This is a genomic window from Marisediminitalea lipolytica (assembly GCF_001758465.1).
GTDB lineage: Bacteria > Pseudomonadota > Gammaproteobacteria > Enterobacterales > Alteromonadaceae > Alteromonas > Alteromonas lipolytica.
The window spans coordinates 366,646-391,633 of record NZ_MJIC01000010.1 but is presented as its reverse complement, the minus strand read 5'-3'; the positions used below and the strand labels follow the sequence as shown (position 1 = coordinate 391,633).

31 protein-coding genes are annotated in these 24,988 nt (G+C 48.3%); 15 read left to right on the top strand and 16 right to left on the bottom strand.

Annotated features, from left to right (window positions below):
* Positions 1 to 257: 257 nt before the first annotated feature.
* The 3 genes from BFC17_RS07280 to BFC17_RS22525 all read right to left on the bottom strand — a co-directional run bounded on the left by BFC17_RS07280 (position 258) and on the right by BFC17_RS22525 (position 1,772).
* A complete protein-coding gene (locus BFC17_RS07280) occupies positions 258 to 611 on the bottom strand; it encodes a DUF2750 domain-containing protein (RefSeq protein WP_070175791.1) in 354 nt (117 codons plus the stop codon).
* Positions 612 to 662: 51 nt separating this feature from the next.
* Positions 663 to 1,505, bottom strand: coding sequence for a LysR family transcriptional regulator (locus BFC17_RS07275; protein ID WP_070175790.1), 843 nt, complete (start codon positions 1,503 to 1,505; stop codon positions 663 to 665).
* 99 nt (positions 1,506 to 1,604) lie between these two features.
* Entirely contained in the window at positions 1,605 to 1,772 is a 168-nt protein-coding gene (locus BFC17_RS22525) for a hypothetical protein (protein WP_175439541.1), read from the bottom strand.
* Between the two features lie 347 nt (positions 1,773 to 2,119).
* On the opposite strand from BFC17_RS22525, the gene BFC17_RS07270 reads away from it, so the two are divergent.
* Entirely contained in the window at positions 2,120 to 2,476 is a 357-nt protein-coding gene (locus BFC17_RS07270) for a MaoP family protein (RefSeq protein ID WP_070175789.1), read from the top strand.
* Positions 2,477 to 2,663: 187 nt separating this feature from the next.
* Positions 2,664 to 3,338, top strand: coding sequence for a hypothetical protein (locus BFC17_RS07265; RefSeq protein WP_070175788.1), 675 nt, complete (start codon positions 2,664 to 2,666; stop codon positions 3,336 to 3,338).
* On the opposite strand, the gene BFC17_RS07260 is transcribed toward BFC17_RS07265, so the two are convergent.
* Complete coding sequence (locus BFC17_RS07260; RefSeq protein WP_070175787.1) at positions 3,335 to 3,634, bottom strand: ArsR/SmtB family transcription factor; 300 nt, start codon at positions 3,632 to 3,634, stop codon at positions 3,335 to 3,337. The genes BFC17_RS07265 and BFC17_RS07260 overlap by 4 nt on opposite strands.
* A gap of 189 nt (positions 3,635 to 3,823) precedes the next feature.
* On the opposite strand from BFC17_RS07260, the gene BFC17_RS07255 reads away from it, so the two are divergent.
* The 9 genes from BFC17_RS07255 to BFC17_RS07215 all read left to right on the top strand — a co-directional run bounded on the left by BFC17_RS07255 (position 3,824) and on the right by BFC17_RS07215 (position 12,039).
* On the top strand, positions 3,824 to 4,171 hold the full coding sequence (locus tag BFC17_RS07255; protein ID WP_070175786.1) for a rhodanese-like domain-containing protein: 348 nt from the start codon (positions 3,824 to 3,826) through the stop codon (positions 4,169 to 4,171).
* A gap of 76 nt (positions 4,172 to 4,247) precedes the next feature.
* The gene (locus tag BFC17_RS07250; RefSeq protein WP_070176265.1) at positions 4,248 to 5,159 is read left to right on the top strand and encodes a LysR family transcriptional regulator; all 912 of its coding nucleotides are present in this window, start codon (positions 4,248 to 4,250) and stop codon (positions 5,157 to 5,159) included.
* 71 nt (positions 5,160 to 5,230) lie between these two features.
* Complete coding sequence (locus BFC17_RS07245) at positions 5,231 to 6,565, top strand: sigma-54-dependent transcriptional regulator (protein WP_070175785.1); 1,335 nt, start codon at positions 5,231 to 5,233, stop codon at positions 6,563 to 6,565.
* A gap of 14 nt (positions 6,566 to 6,579) precedes the next feature.
* Positions 6,580 to 6,813 carry a hypothetical protein gene (locus BFC17_RS07240; RefSeq protein ID WP_070176264.1) on the top strand — a complete coding sequence of 78 codons (234 nt, stop codon included), beginning with the start codon at positions 6,580 to 6,582 and terminating at the stop codon, positions 6,811 to 6,813.
* Complete coding sequence (locus tag BFC17_RS07235; protein ID WP_139142022.1) at positions 6,810 to 8,318, top strand: sensor histidine kinase; 1,509 nt, start codon at positions 6,810 to 6,812, stop codon at positions 8,316 to 8,318. Before BFC17_RS07240 ends, BFC17_RS07235 begins: the two co-directional genes overlap by 4 nt.
* Complete coding sequence (locus tag BFC17_RS07230; RefSeq protein WP_070175784.1) at positions 8,311 to 8,763, top strand: response regulator; 453 nt, start codon at positions 8,311 to 8,313, stop codon at positions 8,761 to 8,763. The genes BFC17_RS07235 and BFC17_RS07230 overlap by 8 nt, the downstream gene beginning before the upstream one ends.
* Before the next feature lie 14 nt (positions 8,764 to 8,777).
* Positions 8,778 to 10,766 carry a response regulator gene (locus BFC17_RS07225; RefSeq protein WP_070175783.1) on the top strand — a complete coding sequence of 663 codons (1,989 nt, stop codon included), beginning with the start codon at positions 8,778 to 8,780 and terminating at the stop codon, positions 10,764 to 10,766.
* 165 nt (positions 10,767 to 10,931) lie between these two features.
* On the top strand, positions 10,932 to 11,507 hold the full coding sequence (locus tag BFC17_RS07220; protein WP_070175782.1) for a CC0125/CC1285 family lipoprotein: 576 nt from the start codon (positions 10,932 to 10,934) through the stop codon (positions 11,505 to 11,507).
* Positions 11,508 to 11,616: 109 nt separating this feature from the next.
* Entirely contained in the window at positions 11,617 to 12,039 is a 423-nt protein-coding gene (locus tag BFC17_RS07215; RefSeq protein ID WP_139142021.1) for a hypothetical protein, read from the top strand.
* On the opposite strand, the gene yfbR is transcribed toward BFC17_RS07215, so the two are convergent.
* Positions 12,025 to 12,672 carry a 5'-deoxynucleotidase gene (gene yfbR / locus BFC17_RS07210; RefSeq protein ID WP_070175780.1) on the bottom strand — a complete coding sequence of 216 codons (648 nt, stop codon included), beginning with the start codon at positions 12,670 to 12,672 and terminating at the stop codon, positions 12,025 to 12,027. The genes BFC17_RS07215 and yfbR overlap by 15 nt on opposite strands.
* Before the next feature lie 231 nt (positions 12,673 to 12,903).
* On the opposite strand from yfbR, the gene BFC17_RS07205 reads away from it, so the two are divergent.
* Positions 12,904 to 13,080, top strand: coding sequence for a DUF1328 family protein (locus BFC17_RS07205; protein WP_070175779.1), 177 nt, complete (start codon positions 12,904 to 12,906; stop codon positions 13,078 to 13,080).
* 46 nt (positions 13,081 to 13,126) lie between these two features.
* A complete protein-coding gene (locus BFC17_RS07200) occupies positions 13,127 to 13,327 on the top strand; it encodes a hypothetical protein (protein ID WP_070175778.1) in 201 nt (66 codons plus the stop codon).
* A gap of 54 nt (positions 13,328 to 13,381) precedes the next feature.
* Here BFC17_RS07200 and BFC17_RS07195 read toward each other — a convergent pair whose 3' ends face one another.
* Both BFC17_RS07195 and BFC17_RS07190 read right to left on the bottom strand, forming a co-directional pair.
* Positions 13,382 to 13,873 carry a TIGR00645 family protein gene (locus BFC17_RS07195; protein ID WP_070175777.1) on the bottom strand — a complete coding sequence of 164 codons (492 nt, stop codon included), beginning with the start codon at positions 13,871 to 13,873 and terminating at the stop codon, positions 13,382 to 13,384.
* 150 nt (positions 13,874 to 14,023) lie between these two features.
* Positions 14,024 to 15,196 (bottom strand): endonuclease/exonuclease/phosphatase family protein, encoded by a 1,173-nt coding sequence (locus BFC17_RS07190; RefSeq protein WP_070175776.1) that lies wholly within the window; start codon positions 15,194 to 15,196, stop codon positions 14,024 to 14,026.
* 96 nt (positions 15,197 to 15,292) lie between these two features.
* Here BFC17_RS07190 and BFC17_RS07185 point away from each other — a divergent pair, with 96 nt between their 5' ends.
* Positions 15,293 to 15,601: a DUF1272 domain-containing protein gene (locus BFC17_RS07185; RefSeq protein ID WP_070175775.1), complete on the top strand. Its 309-nt coding sequence runs from the start codon at positions 15,293 to 15,295 to the stop codon at positions 15,599 to 15,601.
* Between the two features lie 14 nt (positions 15,602 to 15,615).
* Here BFC17_RS07185 and BFC17_RS07180 read toward each other — a convergent pair whose 3' ends face one another.
* From BFC17_RS07180 to BFC17_RS07150, 8 genes are all read right to left on the bottom strand, one after another.
* The gene (locus BFC17_RS07180; RefSeq protein ID WP_070175774.1) at positions 15,616 to 16,698 is read right to left on the bottom strand and encodes an energy transducer TonB; all 1,083 of its coding nucleotides are present in this window, start codon (positions 16,696 to 16,698) and stop codon (positions 15,616 to 15,618) included.
* An 87-nt stretch (positions 16,699 to 16,785) separates the two neighbouring features.
* Positions 16,786 to 17,238, bottom strand: coding sequence for a hypothetical protein (locus BFC17_RS07175; protein WP_070175773.1), 453 nt, complete (start codon positions 17,236 to 17,238; stop codon positions 16,786 to 16,788).
* Positions 17,231 to 19,681, bottom strand: a complete 2,451-nt coding sequence (locus tag BFC17_RS07170) for an efflux RND transporter permease subunit (protein ID WP_070175772.1) — start codon at positions 19,679 to 19,681, stop codon at positions 17,231 to 17,233. Before BFC17_RS07170 ends, BFC17_RS07175 begins: the two co-directional genes overlap by 8 nt.
* Entirely contained in the window at positions 19,659 to 20,528 is an 870-nt protein-coding gene (locus BFC17_RS07165) for an MlaA family lipoprotein (RefSeq protein WP_070175771.1), read from the bottom strand. The genes BFC17_RS07170 and BFC17_RS07165 overlap by 23 nt, the downstream gene beginning before the upstream one ends.
* Positions 20,518 to 20,895: a hypothetical protein gene (locus tag BFC17_RS07160; RefSeq protein WP_070175770.1), complete on the bottom strand. Its 378-nt coding sequence runs from the start codon at positions 20,893 to 20,895 to the stop codon at positions 20,518 to 20,520. The genes BFC17_RS07165 and BFC17_RS07160 overlap by 11 nt, the downstream gene beginning before the upstream one ends.
* 111 nt (positions 20,896 to 21,006) lie before the next feature.
* On the bottom strand, positions 21,007 to 21,147 hold the full coding sequence (locus BFC17_RS22520; RefSeq protein ID WP_175439540.1) for a hypothetical protein: 141 nt from the start codon (positions 21,145 to 21,147) through the stop codon (positions 21,007 to 21,009).
* A gap of 54 nt (positions 21,148 to 21,201) precedes the next feature.
* Positions 21,202 to 21,765: a BON domain-containing protein gene (locus BFC17_RS07155; RefSeq protein WP_070175769.1), complete on the bottom strand. Its 564-nt coding sequence runs from the start codon at positions 21,763 to 21,765 to the stop codon at positions 21,202 to 21,204.
* 164 nt (positions 21,766 to 21,929) lie between these two features.
* A complete protein-coding gene (locus BFC17_RS07150) occupies positions 21,930 to 22,466 on the bottom strand; it encodes a hypothetical protein (protein ID WP_070175768.1) in 537 nt (178 codons plus the stop codon).
* Between the two features lie 475 nt (positions 22,467 to 22,941).
* Here BFC17_RS07150 and BFC17_RS07145 point away from each other — a divergent pair, with 475 nt between their 5' ends.
* Entirely contained in the window at positions 22,942 to 24,069 is a 1,128-nt protein-coding gene (locus BFC17_RS07145; RefSeq protein ID WP_070175767.1) for a DcaP family trimeric outer membrane transporter, read from the top strand.
* On the opposite strand, the gene BFC17_RS07140 is transcribed toward BFC17_RS07145, so the two are convergent.
* Entirely contained in the window at positions 24,066 to 24,971 is a 906-nt protein-coding gene (locus BFC17_RS07140; RefSeq protein ID WP_083271627.1) for a LysR family transcriptional regulator, read from the bottom strand. The genes BFC17_RS07145 and BFC17_RS07140 overlap by 4 nt on opposite strands.
* Positions 24,972 to 24,988: the final 17 nt, after the last annotated feature.

The following is a 24,988-nucleotide window of genomic DNA, read 5'->3' as shown; positions in this document are numbered from 1 at the left end:
CCATAGGTCCTGTGCATCCGGTACTAATGAAGAATAGCTTGAAATAGTCTCCTCCTGAGATTAGTAATGCCAGCTCGCCCTTGCGAGTGCCGGTCGGCCAGCACCGCTTAATGCAGAGCCGACCTAAAATGATTAACTGTCTGAATAATAAAACCCGAGCTTTATTTACGCCACATTTTCGGCGCGAGTGCCATTAACTCTGGCAAGTAACCTCACGCTTTGGGATCTAATACGGTGGTAATGGCTATTGGTTCAACTCAGGCGAGTTTGTCGGCAAAGTCTTCAGGCGTCATAAGCTCGCTTTCTTCCGCCGGCAGCGGCGCGATAATGACATTCAGAAAATCTTTCGATAAGCCTTCGGTCCAACGGGACAACCATACGTCCAGGCTAATGGCTTTGGCTTCGCAGTGCTCCCATTCCTGATCGGCCCACATGCTGGCCAGGCTCGCGGTTGGCCATACCGGCACGCCTTCTTCGTCATCAGAAGTCAGCATCACACAGCCATCGTCGTCATTCAGAATAAATAGTTCGCCCTGAGCATTCACTGTTTCGAAAAATTTGGCAATACGCTGGTCAGGATTCAGGTTAATAAACTCGTCGTCTTTAAGCATGTTTTTCTCTTTATTATGGTGTCGGCACCCTCGCAGGATGCCGGATTATCGTTATACGTCAGACGCGAAGTGCTGGCTAACCAGGCTAACCACATCAGGCACGATTGAGCGTCTGACCGATTTCATGTAGTACATATACAGCTTACACTGCGCATTGGTAAAGTGATCAATACACTTTACATTTTGCAGACCCCACTGCGACCAGTCGAGTCCCACCGGCAACACGGCGATACCGCCTTCCTGTTGCAGGGTTGCCAGCGCCAGACGTAACGAATTGGTAGTAAATTTAGCATCACGATATTCAGGGAAACGCGTGAGCAATTCATCCCGCGCCTTACTTCCCCAATCGATGGCGACAAACTGCTCCGGATCGGTATTGACTTCGTGCTGATGAATACTGAACAACCCCAGCGGCATGGCTTTGAGCAACTGGCCGGTGAATTCTTCAGATTTCAGCGGCTCGCTGGAAAAGGCAATATCAACGCTGCGATCGTGCAGCTGACGGGAAATTTGCTCCGAGGGCAGTACTTCCGCTTTAATGGCCCACTCCGGAAACGCCGCGTGGATCTGGTGCAACAATCCGGGCATCCAGATTTCATTATTAAGCTGCCCTGCTCCGCATACCAGATATTCACCCGCTTCGCGCTGTAATTCCTGCTTGGCCTGCAACAACGTTGCGCTAAGTTGCTCGGCATAGGGCAACAAGCGCTCACCGGCAGGTGTTAGCTGAATACTGTTACGATGACGAACAAACAGCGTAGTATGGAAGTATTCTTCCAGCTGTTTAATTCTGGCGCTCACCGCGGACTGGGTTAAATATAAATTCTCGGCAGCTTTACCGAAATGACGTGTTTTTACAACTTCTACAAATGTGGTCAGAAAACGAATGTCCATGCTTATACGTACTATGACTCTCGTCCATACGCATAAGCTGGCACAAGTTTACCTTAATGTAAAATAAAAACGTGCTGAACAGCACGTTTTGGCGAAGGTTTATTCGAAATTATCGAATTGCGTACGACGTTGTTTATCTCGTCGGTGCATCGCCTTCTTTTTGTCTTTCATGTTTTGTTGACGTTTATGGTCCTTGCGGTGGTCACCGCTGTCCTCGTCGTCTACCGAGTCCCATTCTTCCCTCTGGTAACGATAGTCTTTGCTCATTGTCTTCTCTGGGTTGGTTGAACACTAACACATTCATTATTCCTCGCTGTTAAAAAATAGGAAATGAATAGTTTTTATCGTCACGATAAAGTTTATTTCTGATTGATTTTTAATCACATCGCTTTAACCGGGCCTGTCATTACGGGTATGTTTCGCCCGCAGGCTAGCCGGTTAATGCGCTAAGCAGGCCATATGCCACCGGGGATTGCTGCCATTTTAAACGACCTCAAATATGGCAGTTTTATGAAACAATATTTTTTGTTGTGAAGGTAAAAATTTTTTGTTTCTCATTTTGCGATTTATCACTTAAAAGTGCACGAAAATACTCAACCAAGAGAATTCATATCATGAAGACGACAGATATCCGTGTACCATCAAAGCAGTTTATTGACCGCCAGCACTTTCCTTACGGTTTCCGTAAGTCTGGTGATTTTAGCATCTCAGAAGCCGACGCACTGAGTGCGTACGGTAAAACCCTTGCCGCTTTAGAGTCTGGCGAGCTAACGCCGGAAAATGCCGAAGAGCAACGTTTTATTGCGGTACTGAAAGGTGAAGAAGCAGCCACCAGCTGTCTTGAAAAAGCCTGGATTAAGTACATTAAACTTGCCCGCAACCGTAAGCAGTTTTATACCCTGCACAGTTCCGCCAGTAATCAGTCTGATTATGACGATGATTACTCCGACGACGAGTTTGATGTAGCCTAGCTACTCGCTTATATCGCCGTCATTCAGATATACCTGTGTCGGCAGTGTTTCTGCTGCCGACCCGCCCTCCCTTGTAACCCTGTTTTTCGCCTGCCGTTTTGTCCGATACATTGTGATCCAACGCCTTTCTCACGCCTTATAAATTACATAAGCCTTTTATTAACAACGCCCAGCGTTTGGAGGTTATATGGAAATTCGTTATTCTGAGCTTAAACATTACGCATTTCATGCTACAGATGGTGATATAGGCGGATGTCAGGACGTATTAATCGACGATGACCAGTGGATTGTGCGTTATCTTGTGGCCGATACCAATACCTGGCTTCCCCTGAGCCGCAAAGTAGTTATCTCACCGGTCTCTATTAATAATGCCGATCCCGCCAGTAGCAAGCTGTCGGTAGAGATGAGCAAAGAGGCGCTCAGAAACAGTCCGGCCTTAGAGGCACATCAGCCCGTTTCCCGTGAGTATGAGTCGCTGTTATTTAAATATTTTGGTTACGGTTATTACTGGACCGGCCCCGGTGCGTGGGGTGAGTATGCGCATCCGTTGGAACTGGTCAACAACGTCAGGGAAATAGCTGAACCTGCCGGGGAAGACAACTCACATCTGCGTTCCTGCGATGAACTGACAGGTTATGCTATTGCGTTGTCAGACGGCGAAGCGGGCCATCTGGAGGATTTGGTCTTCCAACTACCCCAGTGGTCTGCAGCGGATTTGATTATTAATTTAAACGACTGGCTGCCTGGTGGTAAACGGGTCAGGGTTGACTGCCGTCACGTGGTCAGTATCGACTGGGCGACGCACACCATTAAGCTTGAAATCAGTAAGCAGGAGTTAGAGCAGTCAGCCGCGGCCGATTAGTCCTCTGCACAAAAAAATGTGTACATTAAATTCATAATCTGGGTAATACGTTCATCGGCCAGACGGTAATAAATTGTTTGGCCGGAGCGTCTTGTGGCCACAAATTCTGCTTCACGCAACAAGGCTAAATGCTGAGAAAGTACAGGTTGCGTTACCGGCACTTTATCCAGTAATTCAGTTACCGAGCGTTCACCGTCGAGTAACGAACAAAGCACCATCAAGCGTGTTTTGTTAGAGAGTTGTTTTAAAAATTGCTCTGCGTCTTCAGAGCGAGAGAGCATTTGCGATGGATCCATAGCGTTATACCTTAATTAATCAGGTTCACTGCAGGCTATTTTATTGTATTGAACGTCAAAGCTTTGGCCTAAGCAAGTGTTTAATATAAAAAATATCACAAAATAGGATAAGTGTATCCATGTTGACAAACCGCCTCCCTAACATTAGCTTTAACTAATATTACATATTTGTCTACAAGAGGACGTCCCATGTTATTGACCATGCAGGAGCGCTTAGCCGCTATTGATCCGCCACCACGTAAGGTTACCGCGGCCGAGGCAGCCAAAGAAAAGGCCGAACTTAACGGCTTTGTTGTTGATGTCAGAGAACCTGCTGAACATGCCAGTTCACCAGCCAAAGGGGCAATTAATATTCCTCGCGGCGTACTGGAAATGAAAATGCTGGAACTGGTCAGCGATCCCGGCACGCCGATTTTTCTGCATTGCGCGTCCGGTGCCAGAGCCATGCTGGCGGCGGAACAGCTGGCAAAAATGGGCTATCAACACGTCGCTGTAATGACCTGTGACGTGCCGACCATTCAAAAGGCATTTAACTAAAGCGCTAACCGGTGTAAGCTCCAAGAAAAACAATAAGCTGGTGAAAAACACCAGTATTTTCGTGGAGTTTACCCTAATGTTAAAAGCGACCCTTGAACAGTGGCGCATGTTTAAGGCCGTGGTGGAAGCCGGCGGTTTTAATCAGGCGGCTGATCAGGTTCATAAAAGCCAGTCGAGCATACATCACGCTGTGCAAAAACTGGAACATGCTCTGGATTTAACGTTGTTTATCAACGAAGGACGCAGAGTCACCCTGACCGAAGCAGGCGAGCTAATGTATCGTCGCGCCTGTTATTTGCTGGAAGAAGCGCATAAGATTGAAAGCGTTGCCAGCAGTCTTACCTCAGGCATCGAAACCAATCTGCGTATCGCCGCCGATATTATTTTCCCCGCCCGCATGCTTTACCATGCACTAAATAAGGTGTCTCAGGAATACCCATTGCTGCGTATTGAGTTAATGGAAACGGTCCTCAACGGTGCCAACACCCTGCTCAAAGAGGGTGAGGTTGATATAGGTATTTCCCCTTTTCCCTACCCTAACGGGTTTAGTGAAGACCTCTGCGACATCGAGTTTATCGCGGTTGCTCACCCCGACCACCCGTTACACGAATTAAACCGAACGTTGACCCTGGACGATTTAAAAAGCTACCGACAGATAGTGGTTCGCGATTCATCCACCGATCGTAAAGCTGAATCAGGCTGGCTGGGCGCCGATCAGCGCTGGACCGTCAGCCACGCCAGAACATCTGTTGATATTATCAGTCAGGGACTCGGCTTTGCCTGGTTGCCCCTGGCTATCATCAGCGACGAGCTTGAAGACGGCACCCTGAAGCCGCTCCCCATGGAACAAGGCGGCGTGCGAAAAGCAATGTTACACCTGTGTTTTGCCGATGGTGACCGACTCGGCCCGGCAGCACGCGCGTTTATTGGTGAGCTGCGCTACCAAAGCATGCTACTGCCCAGCGCCGACGCACTGGACACGCAGTGATCTCAAACTAACATCCTGTCGTAACAGTATAATTGAGCTTTGCTCGATAAAATATAAGGAATATCGCGACTATGTTAACCGTACTTTTAGTGGATGATGACGCGGAGTTTACCGATGTGGCCTGTACCATCATCGAATTTCTTGGCCACGAAGTATTAACTGCCGCCAATCTTGCCGAAGCAAAGGAATGGCTGAGCAAAGAAACCTTTGATCATATCCTTCTCGACTTTATGTTGCCCGACGGTTCCGGCCTGCACCTGCTGGAATCTTTGCCCGCAGGCAAACAGCCCCGGGTAACGCTGATCACCGGCCATCCGTCGGTTAAAGGCATTATTAAGGATATGTGCGGGTCGAACGTCGACTATCTGGTGAAACCTATCCAACGTGAAGACCTGGAATCCGTATTTAGCCAGAAAAAGACAGCAAGCAGCAAAAAAGCACAGCCCGCTATTACTAAGCATTTTGGCCAGCTCATTGGCGAATCAGCGCCGATGCAGGAACTGTATAAACTGGTAAGCCGGGTGAGCCGTACCAAAGCCAACGTAATGCTGCTTGGTGAAAGCGGCGTAGGTAAAGAAGTGGTGGCAGCGGCCATTCACGCAGCCTCAGAATGCGAAGGCCCCTATGTTGCCACTAACTGTGGCGCATTCTCTAAGGAGCTGATTGGCAGCGAACTGTTTGGTCACGAAAAAGGCGCTTTTACCGGCGCAGTAGGACGCAAGGAAGGCGTGTTTGAACAGGCCGAAAACGGCACGCTGTTTCTTGACGAAATCACCGAAATGCCCATTGATATGCAGCCTAATTTGTTGCGGGTGCTGGAAAACAAAGTGGTCATTCGGGTCGGCGGCACCAAAGCCATGCCGGTCAATTGCCGGGTTGTCTCGGCAACTAACCGCAGTATGCAGGAGATTGCCGAAAGCAAGGTTCTGCGTGAGGATATTTATTTTCGTCTGGCGGTATTCCCGATTACTATCCCTCCCCTGCGGGAACGTAAAGAAGATATTCCTCTGTTAGCAGAGTATTTTATCAATCAGCTTAACGCTGAGAACGATACGCGTTTTAAGTGGCAGCCTGAACAGCTGGAAAAACTGAAAACTTACGACTGGCCGGGTAACGTACGTGAGCTGCGTCACTTTGTCCACCGCGCCGCTATTATGAGCGATCCGGACAGTGAGAGTATCGAACTGCCAAAAACCATCGAATCGCCCTTTGCTAAAAAACAGACCCTTTCCACAGGCCTTAAGGCCGGGCGAACTATCGAAGAAGTCGAAAAAGAACTTATCTACGCAACGCTGGAAAAAGTCGATGGCAATAAAACCACTGCTGCGGAAATGCTGGGGATCAGTACAAAGACTCTGTATAACCGTCTGCACGCCTACGGTGACCTCAGTAACGATTCAGAATAAGGGAACCAATGCCGATGGACCAGCAACAATTTGCCCAACTTCAACTGGCCGTCCACGAGGCGCGGCGGCCGCTAAACCGAATTACCATGCAGGCTGAATTAATTAAGCTTGCCCTCGAAGGTGCCGTGCCCAAAGAAAAAGCGCTCAATGCACTGGATAAAATTATTGCCGGCAGTAAGGATTGCAGCGATAGCCTGAGCGAGTTGGTAGCGCAGTTTAATCCGGACCAAAATGGACACGCTGAATGAAAGTAATGATCCGCAATACCGCCAGTTCCATCCTGCTCGTGGTACTGGTTATCATTGTGATTGCCGCTAATTCCACTTACACCATTCATACCCTTGACGAACTGGCTGCGCTGGAACGGCGTTTGTTTACCACCAATCAGGTGATCAACTCCATCAATACCCTGCATATTGCGGTGCTGCGCACCGAATCCGGCCAACGGGGCTACCTGTTATCTGACAGCGAAAGGTATCTGATTGATTACGATAGCACCCTGAATAAAGTCAACAATATTATTGACCAGGTCGAAGCAAACGCGATTCGCTCTAATTACGATCAGCAGGAAGTGCGCCTGAAACAATTAGTCAAACTGGCCAAGAGCAAACTGTCGGAACTGATTAAAACCGTTGAACTGGCGCGTCAGGGCCAAAGACAGGAAGCGATGGCTATTTTTACCTCAGATAAAGGCCTGCAGCTTTACGATGAATTTGAGAAAGTCTTTTTTGCCATTGAAGCCGAAGAGCACAAATTGCAGAAACAGCATATCGACTCCTTGTTAAAGCTCCGCTCCAACTCAGAAACGAATCTGATTGTGTCCTCAATTACTACAGGGCTGCTAATTGTGGGCATATTTGTTTTGTTACGGATGAACATTCGCGAAACCATTCGCCACCGCCAGGCCTTGCAACAACACAATCTGGTGCTGGAGTCACGGGTTAAGGAACGTACTGCTGAGTTACAGGTTTATGCAGAAGAACTGTCGCGGAGTAACCGCGAACTGGAAGATTTTGCTTTTGTCGCCTCCCATGACCTGCAGGAGCCCCTGCGCAAAATTCGCGCCTTTGGTAACCGTATCAGCACCGGTTATGAGTCCGCGCTGGATGAACGTGGCCAGGATTTTCTGCGCCGCATGCTGAATGCCGCCGAACGTATGTCGATGTTAATCAGCGATTTGCTTGCGTTTTCCAGAGTCACCACCCGGGGTAAGGATTTTAAGGCGACCGCCTTAAATGACGTGGTTAACTCGGTACTGGATGATCTCGAAATTACCATCGAGGAAACCCAGGCAAAAATAGAGGTGGATGAGTTGCCGGTTATGCAGGCCGACGCTTCGCAGATGAATCAGGTATTTTTGAATTTACTGTCTAATGCGCTGAAGTTTATTCAGCCAGAGCAGCCTGTGCACATCAAGATAACCTGCGAGGATGTCAGTCAGCCTGTCGCAGAATCCCTACACTTACAACCAGGACTAAAATGGTTCAAACTAACCGTGCAGGATAATGGTATAGGCTTTGAGCAAACCTTTGCAGATAAGATATTCGCACCATTCCAGCGATTACACGGCCGTTCGGAATATAAGGGAACGGGCATTGGACTGGCTGTTTGCCGCCGGATTGTGGAACGCCATAATGGCACGATTCAGGCATTCAGTGAACCAGGCCAGGGGGCCCGGTTTGATTTGTACATGCCTGCCGATGGCCAACCTTTTACCAGCGTACATCAACAGGGAGTAATAAGCCATGCCTGACAGTAGCTTACCAATTACCATATTAATGGCCGATGACGACGAAGACGATCGTTTGCTGGCACTGGATGCACTTAAGGAAGGCCGGGTGCTGAACAACCTTAATTGCGTAGAAGACGGCATTGAATTACTGGAATATTTGCGCCGTGAAGGCAAGTTTGCCGATCCAGCCGTTTCTCCGCGTCCCAGTCTGATCCTGCTTGATTTGAATATGCCGCGTATGGACGGTCGGGAGGCTTTACAGCAAATAAAAGCGGATCCCAGTCTGCGCAGTATTCCGGTGGTTATTCTGACAACGTCAAAAGAAGAAGAAGACATGATCCGTGGTTACGACCTGGGCGCGGCATCCTACATTACCAAACCGGTTAATTTTGATGGTCTGGTAGAACTCATGCGTGCTATCGGCCGTTACTGGATTGAGTTCGTAGAGCTTCCCCATAATCGCTAGTAACGGAGCAGCCAATGACTGACAGCGTGCGTATTCTTTTAGTTGAAGACGACGAAGACGATTACTTTCTTACCGCCGACTCGCTGGCCCAGTGCACCTCACCGGTGTTCGAACTGGTATGGGCCAGAAACGGCGACGAAGCCATAACGTTACTGCAAACTCAGTCATTTGATTTATGTCTGCTCGATTACCTCCTCGGGCAGGAAAATGCCATGGACGTATTGAGTCGGTTAAAAGGGTTGTCGGTGAGTATTCCGGTGGTTGTACTTACCGGCCAGGCTGACAGCGTGGTTGATGACAATGTCATGCGCGCCGGCGCAGAAGATTTTCTGACCAAAGCCGAAGTGGATACCCCCCGGTTTATGCGCACGATCCGCTATGCACTGGTCCGGCGTGAAATTGAAACAGAACGTCTGGAACGTAACCGGGTAGAACAACAAAACAAAGCCAAGGATAAATTTCTTGCCCATTTAGGCCATGAACTGAGAACACCGTTAGCCTCGATTTTAGGCTATACCGAATTGCTGTTAGACAGCCCCGAAAACCAGCATATTCAGTCTGAACTGTCGACCATATTAAACAACAGTAAACATTTACTGAGTTTGTTAAACGATTTGCTCGATATGTCGCGCATTATGGCTAACAAGCTTGAGCTGGTTCCCAACACGTTTAACCTCAACGGGTTTCTGACAGACCTGTACAGCCTGATGGTAATGCAAGCCAGTGAAAAGGGTCTGGTGCTTACCGTTACAGCAGATACCCTGTTACCCGAATATGTCACACTGGACCCTACCCGCTTACGCCAGATACTGATTAATCTGATGAACAATGCCATAAAGTTTACCGACAATGGTTCCGTCACGGTTAATTTACAGTATAACGCTGAGCAACAGCGAATTTGCTTTACGGTAAAGGATACCGGTATTGGTATGCCTGCTGACAAACTCAACACCATTTTTAAACCCTTCGAGCAAATCGAAGACCTTATTCAGGCCAATCATGGGGGGGCCGGACTAGGACTGGCTATTTGCAACGAACTGGTTAACCGCATGGGCGGGCAAATCCAGGTAGAGTCTACCCCGGGTGCAGGCAGTCGTTTCTGGTTTTGCGTGGAGACCCCAGGCAGTGCAGAGGTAAATAAGATAGCCCTGGACCTTGAAGCACCGAAGCCCCTGCCAACTCAGTATAAAATTGATCAGCATCTGGATGGGCGCGTGTTGATTGTTGACGATTTACGGGAAATACGCCGCCTGACCGGCCGTCTGGTGGGCATGAGCCAGGCGCAGGTAACCTATGCTCAAAATGGCGCAGACGCGCTGGAAAAAGTCCGTCAGGCTGAACAGGCCAAACGCCCCTATCATCTGGTATTAATGGATATCCATATGCCGGTGATGAACGGCATAGATTGTCTTAAGGCTATTCGTTCTGAAGAAATGCAAACGCCGGTAGTGGCTGTGACGGCTGCCAGTCGTAAAGGCTTACGCGAGTCCTTGCTGGCCGAAGGATTTGACAATGTTATCGCCAAACCTATCGACCGCCGCGAACTGGGTGAAGTATTAAATACATTTTTGCTACCCACGCCGGTTAAGCCAGAGCAAATTGCTGAGCCTGACAGGGCGTCGTCACCGGCTTTACTGGTTGTCGAAGACGATGAGGATGCGGCTGAGTTAATGTGTTTGCTGCTGCAAAATTTAGGTTATCAGGCCGACGTTGCATTAAGCGGGAAACAAGCCCTCGAAAAAATAGCAACGGCTACCCAACCCTACGATCATGTACTAATGGATCTGCATTTACCGGATACCGACGGTTACGAACTGTCCCACGCCATCGGCGAGCTGGCTCCCGCATTGCGCATTACCATTATCAGCGGCGCCGAACCAGAGCAGGACAGACTCTCCGATTTGCCCATTGACCAGGTTCTGCTAAAGCCTGTCAGCAAGACGGATTTAGCGGCATTGAATTTTTGCGTGAATCAGCCTGCAAGTTTTACAAAAGATGAGTAGATAACTTTCCCAAACAAATAATAATTCTAATTCTTTCAATAATTTAGACTAAATCCACAATTGGCATATCCGTTGCAATTTCCTGTTATAACAGCGTAACCATAGTCCTTTTTTCAGCTTTCACAGGACTCTGGTGCTAGATAATTTTGCAACAGGAAAGTTAAAATGGATATTCAATTACTGGCCAGACTTTTTAGTAACACCGCTCTGATTAAGGCAATGATGTTTGCCGTCGTCACCACTTGCATGCTAACAGGATGCGCCGGTTCCGGACTGTCAGCTACCCCTTATCAGCCGGCCGGTCAGGCCGGTACCGAAGGCTACTCCTCGCACCAACTGACTGATGGTAAATACAAAATCATGTATAAAGCCAACAGCGCCACCAGCGAAGAATTATTACTTAAATACAGTCAGCGCCGGGCCGAGGAAATCGCTGCCGCCGAACACTATACCTGGTACCGCATTGTTTCCAGTGATGCCGTCAGTTTATCGGCACTGGATAATCAGCAAATTATTACTGCCGCGCCTGAAGAGCCCAGGGTAAATGGGATCATTACCGGCGACATCGACGAGGCTAAACTGCCCGGCAACCAACAGTGCACCGCATCCGGTTGTGAAAGCGTTAACAGCGTCACAATCCCCGACACAGATTCGGTAACCGACGAAAACCATTACTACACTATGACCGTGCAAATGGGCCGTTACGAACCCCGTCCGAGCGATGCTATTTTGTTGAAGTAATCCCGGCTTAAACAAGCTTTATTCGCACACCGCCATTTATTAGCACTGGCGGATGTGCCCGACAAATACAATACAGCAATTGATTTTCAGCAAGGTTGTACAAAAGCTTATGTCATCTAATACAGCAGGAATCGTCGAGATGTTTATCGACTTGCTCAGAACAGGCGAAAAAACCTACCAGCAAGCCGCACAGCAGCACGCCAATCCGCAGTACAAAACGGCTATCTTCGTGTTAAAAAACGAGAAACGCCACGCGTTACGTTTGCTGGAAAACCAGGACTATCAGCAATGTGACAGCCCCATGGCTGATGACGACAAACATCGGCTAACTGCGCTTCTTGAACGCTACAAACAACCTTTGGCCCTTGAAGACTTTATTGAAATTGAACAGCGACTGCTGAGCTGCCTGCATGGCAGTCTTACCCGTATCTCGCCATGTGCGCTCTCTTTGAACCTGCGTAAGATTGCCGTTCGCCAGCAACAATGCCTTGAAAAGCTCAGTCTTCAACAAAATGGCTCAGGGTTGCTTTAAATTAGCCTGATTGGCGTTTTCTACCCAGTCCAGATCCTTGGTTTGCTCATCCAGTGTACCTTTGGCGTCTTCTAAAAACACCTTACAGAAATAATCCACACAGGGGTGCATTTCCCGGTACCGGGCCAGCTGAATTTCCATTTCTTCCATCGCATTGGAAAACTCATGGTTTGATTTTGCCAGCTCGTAATCGCATTTTAAGTAAGCACACAGCACATCTGCCGCCTTCGCCAGACGCACATGGATGTCATTTTTGTCCTGCAGTATAAGCGGTTCGTAACAGGCCTGAAGCGGCTCCGGCAGGGTTTTGATTAGCATTTGCTCAAATCGTCTTTCCAGCTTTTTGATTGCCTGGGTAGTTTCCGGATCGTGATATTTTACCGGACTGGGAATATCACTCATGCCGGCAATTTCACTGCCCTCATGAAATATTGCCATGGCCGCAACCCGATCAGGCTCGATGTCATCGTGAAAGATTTCTTTGGCAATCACGCCCAGCATATGCGCTATCACCGACGCTTCGTAAATATGCGTTGATAACATTTCTGACTGAAACTGCGCCATTAACGGCCAGCGTTTGACGTTACGGGCGCGCTGCATTAGTCCAATAAAGGCAGAGTGACTGTTAGCCATTGACTCTCCATACTATTTTTTCAGTTAATGATACGATCCTAACCCTATTCGACACCGATGTCAGCTCGTCTTTATTGTCTGTAAAATGTGCAAACCAGTCTGTAAGCGCTTTTCAACATCTCGCCACAGAACCTCCAGAATAAAATAAAACCCTTAAATTACATAAAGTTATAAAATGGCACGCAATGAGCATATATCTCTTTGACATTCGATGAAAACAAAGGAGACATCATGTTAGGTTGGGCAATTACATTTTTTATCATTGCCATTATCGCAGCAGTTTTCGGTTTTGGTGGCATTGCAGGTGCAGCAACGGGTATTGCGCAGTTCCTGTTTTTCTTATTTGTCGTCTTACTGGTGATTTCATTACTGGCTAATGCGTTACGCGGTAAAGCACCGAGAGCTTAGATTTAAGCTGCACGACTGAATCAACATAAACACCAGGGAGAATAGTATGAAAACGTTAAAATTAGCAGATGTATTAAAGATGACCTTGATCGCGGCCTTTGCCTGTACCGTGATCGCCTGTGGCGACGGTGAAGCAGAAGATGCTGGTGAAGCCATCGACCAAGCGGTAACTGATGCGGGTAACGCGGTTGAAGATGCCTGTGAAGACGTAAAAGAAGGTATGAAGGCTGAAGACACCGATTGTTAAGCAGTGGTTCATACCAAAAAAGGCAATGCCGGGTAACGACATTGCCTTTTTTGCTTAATGCTTTTTGCTTTTCTTATCCAGCACGCCCATGGCAAAGGCAGAGATAACAAACGTTAAATGGATAAGCACATACCACATCAGCTTATCATTCGGGATATTTTTAGCATTCATAAACACTTTGAGTAAATGAATAGAGGAAATGGCCACAATGGACGCCGCCACTTTGCTTTTTAAGGTTCCTGTGTCCAGCGTGCCAAGCCAGGCCAGTTTTTCGGTACCTTCTTTTAAATCAATACTCGACACAAAATTTTCGTAGCTGGTGAACATCACCATAATAATCAGACCGGAAACCAGCGCGATATCAATAAGCGACAGTACGACTAAAACAATATCCGCCTCACTGATTTCAAGCACATGAGGTAATAAATGAATCAGCTCCTGAAAAAACTTGATACCCAGAGCCACCAGCGCCAGTGATAAACCTAAATAAATAGGCGCCAGTATCCAGCGCGACGCATACATCATCCTTTCAATTAACACTTCCAAACGCGGGCCTCCTGAAAAAGAAAAATCGATAATGAGAAGTAAAGCTACACCCCGCAGTGTACGGGGCAACATGCCCGGAATAGTATCAGAGCACAGGCAATTCAGATATAATTTCTTAAAAAATTCACACTGTTAACCGGCAGTGGCCGGTTATTCAGTGATGCTCAGATCTATCCAAACCAAACGGTGATCAGAACTGCTTTGACGGTCTTTTACCAGCCGGTACAAGGGCGAAGAAGACGCAGGCCAGAACACACCGGCAGCGGTAACCTTAAACCCCTCCACAGAGGGTAAAACGTAATCCGCCCGTGCCCCCCAGTAAGCTGTATAGCGGTTACTAAAGGAAGCGTTGTCAGATTCCGCGCCACCTTCACTTAACGGCAACACGCTATTGTTGACCCGGGGATGAGCGGTGAGTTGTTCAATCACTCCGGGGCGGTGTTTAGCGCCAATGTCTGCCGCATTAAAATCGCCGGCCAGAATAAACCGCCCGCCGGTGAGGCCGCCACGCTGACCATTATCGTCATACAAATACTCAGCCTTACCCGGTGTAATGTAATCGGCCATCATCCGGATTTCATCGTGATTGCGTTTGCCGTTACGGTCTTCCGGCCCGTCAAAACTGGGCGGCGTAGGATGCATGGCCAGTATATGCACAATGTTGCCGTTGACCTCTACGGGAATATCCCAGTGTGACTTTGAACTTAAACGCACTACCCCGAGCTCTTCATCCGTAAACCAGTCAGCCCCAGTAGCTGGGTCTGTTACCTGTTGCCGGTCTGGCATATCGCGCCACAAAAAACGCTGAAAAGTACGAATTTCCTCGAACCTGATTGGATATCGGGATAACAGTGCCATGCCATACTGACCAGGATACATCCCCCACCCAAGGGCATCACCGGCATTACCGGTTTTCTCACCGTTATTGTCCAAATCAAATGGCGTTGCGACGCCCGTATTCACCGGCGCAATGTACTGGTACGGAAAGTCTATCGCCGTCTGATCCTGCTGACTTACCCGTAAATAGTTGGAGACAAACAGCGATAACGCAGAAGGTGATGCATCAGGATAATAATCAAACTCATTAAGCACGATAATATCGGGGGCTACCCGCTGAATAATTTCAGCAATATTGCGAATTTGCGGATGGTTACCCGTTTGCAGATGCGCCAGCAACAGATTGCCTGATGCCGCCGGGGCGTTATCGGAGACATAATTATTCGCTTCCATGCTGACATTAAATGTTGCGACGCGCAGCGTATCAGCGTAAACATGAGAAGATAAAAGTAACGCCAGCCAAAGCGTAAACCGAGTTTTGATCATGATTGTGACTTAAACAGAACATCAAAGCACATAGTGTACGTGAATTAAGGCGAAGTGAATAATCCGTTTAACCAGTAAAACTGCAAGGAAAAGCACATGTTAATACTGAAACCGAATTGTGAAGCCTGCGACCGTGACCTGCCGCCCCATGCTACCGAAGCCATGATTTGCTCCTATGAATGCACCTTTTGCCTGGACTGTGTAAATTCACTGCTAAGCAATGTTTGTCCCAACTGTGGCGGTGGTTTTACCCGACGTCCGGTACGGCCAAAAACCGCGCGCCGGGAAGGCGTAAGTTTAGCCTTTCAGCCAGCTTCAACCGAACGTGTCTTAACCACTAAAAGTGATGAAGAAATCAAAGCCTTTGCAGCCCAGATAAAAGCGATTGCACCTTGGGAGCGTTAACGCTCCCTCAACGGTTAGATTTCACCCACATATTCGCCCAGCTCAATCACTTCAAACTCGGCGCCCGGGGTACCGGAAACAAACACCGAACAGTGTCCCCAGGTTGATGGAATATGCCATTGTGACTGACTCACTGCAGTAAATCGTGAAAGTTTATTGTCACAACGGATCTGAACTTCATGCAAATCGCCCTGCGCGATATTCAGTTCAAAAGCATTTCGACTCAGCTCATGAAACACGCGCCCTTCGTCATCAATACTGGCCTTACGAATCATCGGTTCAGTACTCGTCATCAGTTCGCGCACCTGGTCAGCATAGAGTGATAGCTGCGCGAGTTGCGATTGGTCATCACCCGCCAGTTCAACCAGCTTATTGTAAGTTTCCAGTGCATCCCGGTATTCACTTAAATTAACGGCTAACACAAAGCGTCGCTGAAGCAGATACTGACGGGTGGATTTTTTGATGCTTTCATTCTCGATAATGGTTGCCCGGCGCACGCTTTTCAATTCCCGGGCATCATCCTGAATGGCTTTGGCATAATAAGAATCTGCCAGCCAGAAATAAGCACTCTCGATATGATTCCACAACTGGTCATCTTTCATTTCTGTCAGTTTTTCTGCAGCCAGGGCTAAATCCTTTGCATTGATGGCGTCGGTCACTTCCCGGTACTGACGCAAAAACTTGCGAGTCACGCCGAGTTTCCCTTGCAGGCGGAAATCCATTCGCACCATGTTTCTGCACTGCTGAATAGGTTTTCCATCCTGAATAGCCGGGCTGTACTGCCAGCGTTTTACGGCTTGTAATGTGGCTTTTTCAAACGCTTTGAGACCGCTTGAATCCTGTACTACCGGGTCTTCTACCCCGCCGTCTTCGTTGATAACAAAGCTTACTGCTACCCAGCCTTCCTGGCCTTTGCGTGCAGACGAAACAGGATATTTCGGATCGACCCGTTTTACCGGCTGCGCCTCAATGACCGTAGCAATATGTTCTGATAAAGTCGGTTGAGGGGTTAATTCGGGTGCTGATGAGGCCTGTGCAGAAAGCGCCAAAAGCGCCAGTGCAACTGGGGTCAAACGAAGCAAGTTTGGCTTATTCATCTTATCATTCCTTCCTTAAAATGATCTAAGAAACATAAACATAGCTTACTTATTAAGGTATTTCAAACCCGCCTGCCACGGCAGGGGTTACACGACATCCCGGCTGCAACGTAAAAACAAACCCAGGGCTATCAGCAGGAAACTGGCGGCTAAGACTACGCCAACCGGATAAAACAGGTTTCCAGCCAAATCCAGCTGACTGTATTTAATGATCATGATAAGCCCTTCCAGTACCAGAGCAATCACCACGACACTGACAAACCTTGTCACTGTGCGCCGGATAGACATAAACAGATCATCCTCGTCGCTATGGCGGTACTCTTTGAATATCCCCATTGCCAGCTCGTAGGTGGCCAGCGCGATAAATAAATCATTAATGGCTTTAATCACTGCCGACACAAAGTCATTGTCGGGGGCAAAACCGGCGTAAAAATGGAGCCCCGCCATCACTATCATGGTGGCTGACACACACATAAACAAACCAGCAAAAAACCGGGCCGACAAATCTTTTAGCCAACCATTGCGCAAGATGTTAGTCATGTACTGCTTCTCCTGTATTTGAATTGCTTTGCTGCTGCGCTGCCACAAACTTGTTTAGCATGGCGGGCAAGAGCGTAAGATCGGCTATCAGCGCCATCAGCATTGCCAGCGAAGTTAACAGGCCAAAATAGACGCTGGGGATAAAGTCGGAGAATCCGAACAGCGAAAAGCCCACGGCGATAACCGTAGTGGTCATTAATATTGCCAGGCCACTGTGTTTAAACGCAGCTTTTGATGCCTTTTTGGCAGCCTGATGGCCTGAATCCAGACCGGCCAGATAACCGTGCACAAAGTGCAGGGTGTCATCGACGGCAATTCCCATCGCGATAGCAGCAATAGTAATGGTCATTATATCCAGTGGGATCCCAAGCCAGCCAATTACCCCGAGAATGGCCAGTGTCGTCAGCACATTAGGTATTAAGGCGATGAGTGCCACTTTAACTGCCCGGAAAATAAGCAGAAATACCAGTCCCAACGCCGCATACACCAACCCCAGCGTAGTAATTTGTGAGCTAAACAGACGGCTTAATATATCCTGATACAACACAAACAAACTGGTTAGCTGATAGTCCTCAGCGGCAACGCCCAGCGATGCTAAATCCTGTTTAAGATCTGTCAGGAACTGCTCGCGATCCAGGCCTGCGGTGGTATCCTGCACCCGCACCGCCATTCTCAGCTGCTGGGCCTGTTCAGAAAAATAGGCCCCTACCAGTTGGTTTACGACTTTGTCATTGAGCAGATAATAAATACTGGTGAGTTCGTACTCGGTTAACGGCCGCCCCTGGTTGAGTTGGGTAGCCAGCTCAGTAAAGTTAACCAGTGATGTAACGCTGCCGCTAGCGGCAAACGCTTTTACTGCACTTTGCACCAGTTGCAGACGGTTAACACTGTCGGCGCTCAGAATCAGCGATGGATCATCAGGCGTATCCGGTACCTGCAAAATTATATCCAGTGCCGTGGTCCCGCCAAACTCTTTATCGATGTAGGCAAGTTCGCGATGCACCTGGGTGTTATCGGCAAAATAATCTATGAAGGAATTTTCCACGTTCAGGCGCATAATGCCCACGCTAAGCCCGGCAAATAACAACGCACTAAAAGCTATGGTAAGACCGGGTCTGGCTACACTGAGATGCCGCGCACGCGTTAACAGTGCACCAATAAACGCATAGTCGTGGGCTTCACTGCCTGGGGATAATAAAGCCAGCACCGCAGGAAATAAAATCAGACTAACCAGCTGTGACACTATCATGGCTATCAGCATCATCACACCAAAAGACGTCACGGGTTCCAGACCGCTGAACAATAATGCGGCAAAACCGACACTGGTGGTTAACGAGGCAAAAAAACACGGGCTCAGTTTATCTTCCAGCATGCTTTGTACTCGCTCATGCTGGCTCAGTTCGGGCGTCTCCTGGGCAATATAGCGATAGCTTCCCAGCATGTGGATCATAACCGCCAGCGTCAGAATAATTTGTAACGCCACAAAATTTGCCGAGATCACGGTAGCCCGCAAATCCAGCCAGCCCAGCAGACCCAAAGTCACAGAAACACTCAGCGCGCAACTTAATAATGGCAGCGCCACCCACCGTAAGCGCCGGAACAAAATAGCCAGTAACAGCGCCACGACTAACGCAATGGCAGTGCCAAAGATCACCAGGTCTGATTTAATAATGTCGATTAAATGCTGGCCTACCACATAGGCGCCGCCAAGATAAGTATTGGCCCGCTGGTTCACCTGCTCGGTAATGGCATTAATTTGATCAATTTCCTGCTTGCGGGCTTGAGTTAGTTTAGCCCGGATAGGATCAGCTTTGGCTTTAAGCGTTGCCAGTTGCTGCTGTTCATCTTCAGTCAGAGGCCTTTGCAACAGCTTAGACTGAATTGCGGTCATCTCCCCTTCAATGCGAATGAGTTCGTCATTGGGTTTAAATACAATCTGAATAGACGTTGCTGTGTTGTCACGATTGATCAGCAGATCAGTAAAAATGGGATGACCGCTAATCAGCTTACGCATCTCCTTGGGAGAATAACGCTGTTGCTGCCAGGTCAGCGCACTAACATCGGTTTGTCCGCTCAGCGCATCGGCATCTTTAATCAGGGGCACCGTTAAAATCGAAGTGGTACTCTCAACCCGGGGAATCTTGCTAATTTCTGATGAAAGAAACTGCAAATCCTCAAAGGTTTGCTTACTAAATACATCATGCTGACGGGGTTCGTAGGCTAGCAGAATAAATTCGTCAGGACTGAAGGTCTGTTGAGCCAGCTGCGTCTGAATGTACAGCTTGTTATCCTTCACCAGCAGCGTATCGGCAGATGCAGCAATCTTAAACTTGCCCACCCCGGTCAGTGCTATTAGCAAAAACACAGCAAATATACACACCACCAGCCAGCGCCAACGGACAACACCGTCAGACAAATTACTAATCAGAGTCTTCTTGTTCATAAAGCGAATCCCGTGCCTGACCTTGTAAGTACTGATTTCGGAAATAGATGTATGGATCGTCCGCGTTTTGGTAAAGGGTATGATAGGTATCTGACTGTTCAGAGAATTCGTCTACCCCATCGACGGCTCTTAACTGATAGGTTTGTGGCGAATCAGCAATATGATTAACCGGGTGAATCAGGCCTTCTGTGAGCACTGAAAAGCCACCACGAACGTCGCTTTGTCCTAACAGAGGCAGCACCAGATAAGGTCCGGCACCAACGCCATAACTTGCCAGCGTATCGCCGATTGAACGCTCTTTGGGCGTTATATCAAACCAACTTGAAGCCGGGTCAAAGAGGCCAAGTAAGCCGATGGTGGAATTAATCAAAAAGCGCCCCAGATTGGTACCCGCATCTGACACTTCGCCCGAAAAAATATTGTTGAGTAGGTTGAGAGGTTCGCGCAGGTTACTAAAAAAATTCCCAACCGAGTTTCTTACCGGTTGCGGTAAGACCGCTTTATAACCATTACTTACTGGCGTAAGAACATAGTCGTAAGCCGCATTATTGAAGGCAAACATAGAGCGGTTAAAGCCTTCCCAGGGATCGTAATATTGGGACGCCGCTACCGAATTGTCCAACTGGCTTTCTGTGACCGAAACGATGGCAGGTGACACATCCTGTTCTCCCTGTGATGTTTGCAGCGTCACCTGCTCACCAGCACTTAACCGACTCTGTGGCAATTCGCCCGACGCAACCTCGTGAACGTCCGTTGCGCCATTCGCCTCAGTCTGTGATGGTGGCGGAACAGATGAACACCCCGCCAGGAGTACTATTACCGCACTAATCAGTCCTTTATATAACATGCTGCCCCTGCCCGGTTTTCACTTGATGATGACGCAGAATATTAGTGGCTCTTTCGACAGCATCATCTCTGTTGTATTGCCAGTTTTGCTGATCGTAAGTCCGCGCTTCACTAAGGTAGTGCATTATTCGCTTTAACCGCAGTACATGCATCGGATTAGCTGAATCAAATTGAGTCATGGCGACGTCTTGCTCCAACTTAACCAATGGCCTGTCACGCTCCGATAGCGTTGTTGCTGTGTCTGCTGTGCTGACCCAATCAGACACTGACTGAGTCACCGTTTGAGACACGTTATCAGTTTGACTGGCTGCCAAAACACCGCTGCATACCAGTAGAGATCCTAATGCCCATTTCGTTAAATTTCGCATAGTTATCACCACGGTTATTGGTTAAATGACGGCGCCTGACTGCTTGTCCGCCTGTTTTTTATGAGCCAACACGACTCAACTTAAACAATTGAATTTGTTACAAGTATTCAGTTACTCTTCCTGAGAGTCTCGCGAAGACGGCAGGTTAACCTGATACTGACTTGGATGCGCTGACTCCTCATAGCGTGCAAACCAGTTAAAAATCCCCGGCGAAGACGGAAGGGTTTGTTCGTTTTGCTTGGTGTTACTCATGTGCCTCTCCTGGCGTAAAAAAAGCGGACGCCAGAACGGCCGACCGCTTGAGGGTTATTCTGATTCGTTTACTTCGAGTAAATCGTCGACAGCTTCGACCTGTGACGCATTTTTCGCAATTTCCACAGCCAGGGCACGTTCTGCCTCACTGTCTACCGAACCTGACAACGTCACTTTTTTATCTGCAACATCAACATCGATATCCAGCCCGGAGATATCCGAGTCCATCAGTAACCGGGATTTCACTACAGTGGCTATTTTTGCATCGGTCAGATCATTACTGGTTTGCTCACTAATCAAGGGCTCATCAACACTCTCAACAATGGACAACCGATTATCTACCGACACCACGCCATCTATACCGATAACCAGTTCTTCAGCCAGCTTTTTGTCAATGCTGCTGTCGACTTTGCCAGTCAGGACGATTACGCCGTCGTGCACATCAGTATTAATATCAAAGGAATTTAAGTGGGTGTTAAACAGTAAGGTGGCTTCTGCCTTGCCATCTATCCATGCATCTTTGGCTTTGTCTTCCCATTTGGCACTAGCGAAAGCAGGACCGGCGGTGCCGGTGGCAATCACACCAGCGACAATTAAAGATAGTACTGAACGTTTCATAGTCGCGCTCCGATTCAAAAAGTCGGAGAAACTGTTGCGAGGATCAGGCCGGAATTTAACGTGTTGTTTTTAAAGGGATATTATGAAAAATAAAGCAAGATTGATAGCAATAAGTGTAGCGATTTCTCAACGCTGTGAACTATTTACTCAGTCCGTAGCGGCCTTTACAGGCCAGCGACCTGTTTGACCGATGCACAGATGTCTTCGCGCTTTTTAAAGTAACTTAACGCAATCAGCTGATTATCTTCAGGCCAGATGGCCTGCTGCATTAACGCTCTATCTTTATCACTCAGCGCGCTATCGTCAATCTCAATGGCCACCGCTTTCTTATTAGGTTTGAGAATATGCGGTCTGGCATCGGTAACCAGCGAATCAGAGACCATCAAAAAGCGGCGAGCAACGGGATCCTGCACCACACCAATTCGATTATGGTAATGAATTATGGCGGGCCAGCCTTCGGAAATACGACTCTGATAGAAGATAACGACGGTAAAAATCATCAGTACGGCTATGGTCATGGCCATAAAATTAAGCGACAGGTCGGGGGCGACCGTCACCAGACCGGCAATAAGGGCCACAAAAAATATCCAGGCACCAAATACGCGACGCAATACCATGGGCGAAACACCCGAGATGACCTTGGCGTATCTGATTTCCTGTGGTTCCAGTTCCAGTAATGTTACCGACGACTTTGAGTTCACAATGCTCGATTTAGTTATTTATGCTTAGCTATGCCCGGTATATTACCCCATTCACTCATTGGCACAATCATTTATTACCTTTGAATAACTGCCCTAGTCGCTGTTTTTACAGTACATTGTTATTCTTATATCACTCTATTAACACCTTAGTTCAGCTTTTAGACAAACACCAGTTTGAAGCTACGAAAACCGCGACAAAACCTCACTATAAAGGTAAGCTGCCGGCCGGATTTCAGGCTTACATCCTAATTCCAGGTGTTTGACCTGTATCAGTATTTTCCTTGTCGGCATTACCTATACTGGGATTTATCCTGAGGCCTGCGGCATTGCGTCAGGTGTTTCTTCAATGGTGTATCCACTCGGTTCATTTATGTATTTTTAGAAACAATATGTTCTTCATTTAGCATATATCGCCACATCGATTATTCGTACAGTACGTGGCTGATTTTTCACACTCAATAAAAATGGTTTTCATATGCATGCATTCAAACTAAGCGCTGTTGCGGCAGCGGGTTTATCGACTTTACTGTTAGCCACACCACTTCAGGCAATCGAAATTTATAAAAGCGGCGAAGGTGACGAACAAGCCACCGTTTCGGTGGGTGGCTACGTCAAAATGGACATTCGCCATGTTAACGGTGATATAGCTTACCAGGACTACTGGGTAGCTAACTATCCCGGTGGCGAGCCAACTGATACCTCGCATACCGGTTTCAACGTTCGCGAATCCCGAGTCAATATGAAGGTGGATTACGGAGATATCAGCGCGTTTGTCGAAATCGACTTTTATGGTGGTGGCGGTAACGAAATCATCAGCAACTCCTCTAACCCACGTTTGCGCCACATGTACTTTACCTATCAGAACTGGCTGGCAGGTCAGGCGTGGAGTACCTTTATGCCCGTTCATTCCATGCCAGAAACGTTAGACTTTGGTGGCCCGTTTGTTGGCGAAGCGTTTATGCGTGCGGTGCTGGTTCGTTACACCTATGGTAACTGGGAGTTTGCCATCGAGAACCCGGAAACCTGGGGTGACGGCGATGTCGGTACGCCATCGAGTGCCGTAGGCTTAAGCGGTGACCAGGCCGACCCGGACGAATCCATTCCGGACTTTATCACCCGCTACACTCACAGAGCCGACTGGGGCTGGGTATCGGTGGCTGCCATGGTGCGCCAGGTGGATGAAGGCGGTATCGACAAGACTTCAGCAGCGGCCAATATCGCCGGTGTGATTAGAACCGTGGGCAAAGATGACTTTCGTTTTCAGGTTACAGGTGGAAAACCCGGTCGTTATGCATCGGCGGCTATGACTACCGATATTGTGGTTGATCCCGTAAGCGATGAAGTAAAAGTAGAAGAAACCCTGGCCTACAGCTTTTCCTACCGCCACTTCTGGAGCGACACCTTGCGTTCTACTGCCTATTACGGCGCAGCTAAAACCGATGTGTTGGAAATGGAGCGCTCACAATGGGGGATCAACCTGATTAAGCAGTTAAATAACCATTTAAAAGTCGGCGTTGAATACGGCAATTACGCCATCGACGACGAGGGCATCATTGCTGTGGATTCCGATTATCTGCAATTCTCCGCTCAGCTGGCTTTTTAAGCAAAGTACTGCTGTTTACGCTGTAACGCCTGACGAAAATGCTCGACCATCAGGGCGAGCTTTTTGTCAGGCTGACGGGCTTTCGGATAAATTGCATAAATCCCCAATGCTTTGGCAACAAAGGGCGTTAACAACGACACCAGTTTTCCCGCCTGAAGTTCTTCATAAATCAGCGCGCGTGGTAAATAAGCAATACCAAACCCTGCCATGGCACCATGTTTTAGTGTATCCAGTGTGTTAGTGCGGTAGCGCCCCTGCACTGCCATGGGCGTATCCTGCCCATCGAGACGAAATAGCCAGGATTCTGGTTTGGTCCCTTCATACTTGTAGAGTAAACAGTGATGCCGGGTCAGTTCATCGGGATGCGCCGGTATACCATAAGTTTGCAGATACTGCGGTGCGGCACAGACAACCCAGTTAGAGTCGACCAGTCGCCGGGCAACCAGTGACGAATCGGCCAGGTTGGCCGTTCGAATTGCCAGATCGAAGCCTTCATCCAGAATGTCCACAACCCGGTTGGTGACCTGTAACTCCACCTCAATCCCCGGGTATTGTTCGCAAAATTCTATTAATGACTGACTCAGTACCAGATTGGCCGTCACCACTGGCATGGTGATTTTCATTCTGCCCCGGACATCGTCACTGTAACCGGTCACTACATCCTGAGCATCCTGTAAAGCCTGCTGTGCCAGCTTAGCCTTTTTATACAGGGCCTGGCCCGCATCGGTCAGGCTAAGCTTGCGTGTCGTACGATAGAGCAACTGAACATTAAGCGCTTTTTCCAGTCTTGCAATACGTTTACTGACCACCGACAGGGTGATTTCGTAGCGGGCAGAGACCCGGGAAAATGAGCCCTCTTCCACCACCTGCACAAACAGCAACATATCATCCGCTTTAACCATCACTTTCTTCCCTGAGC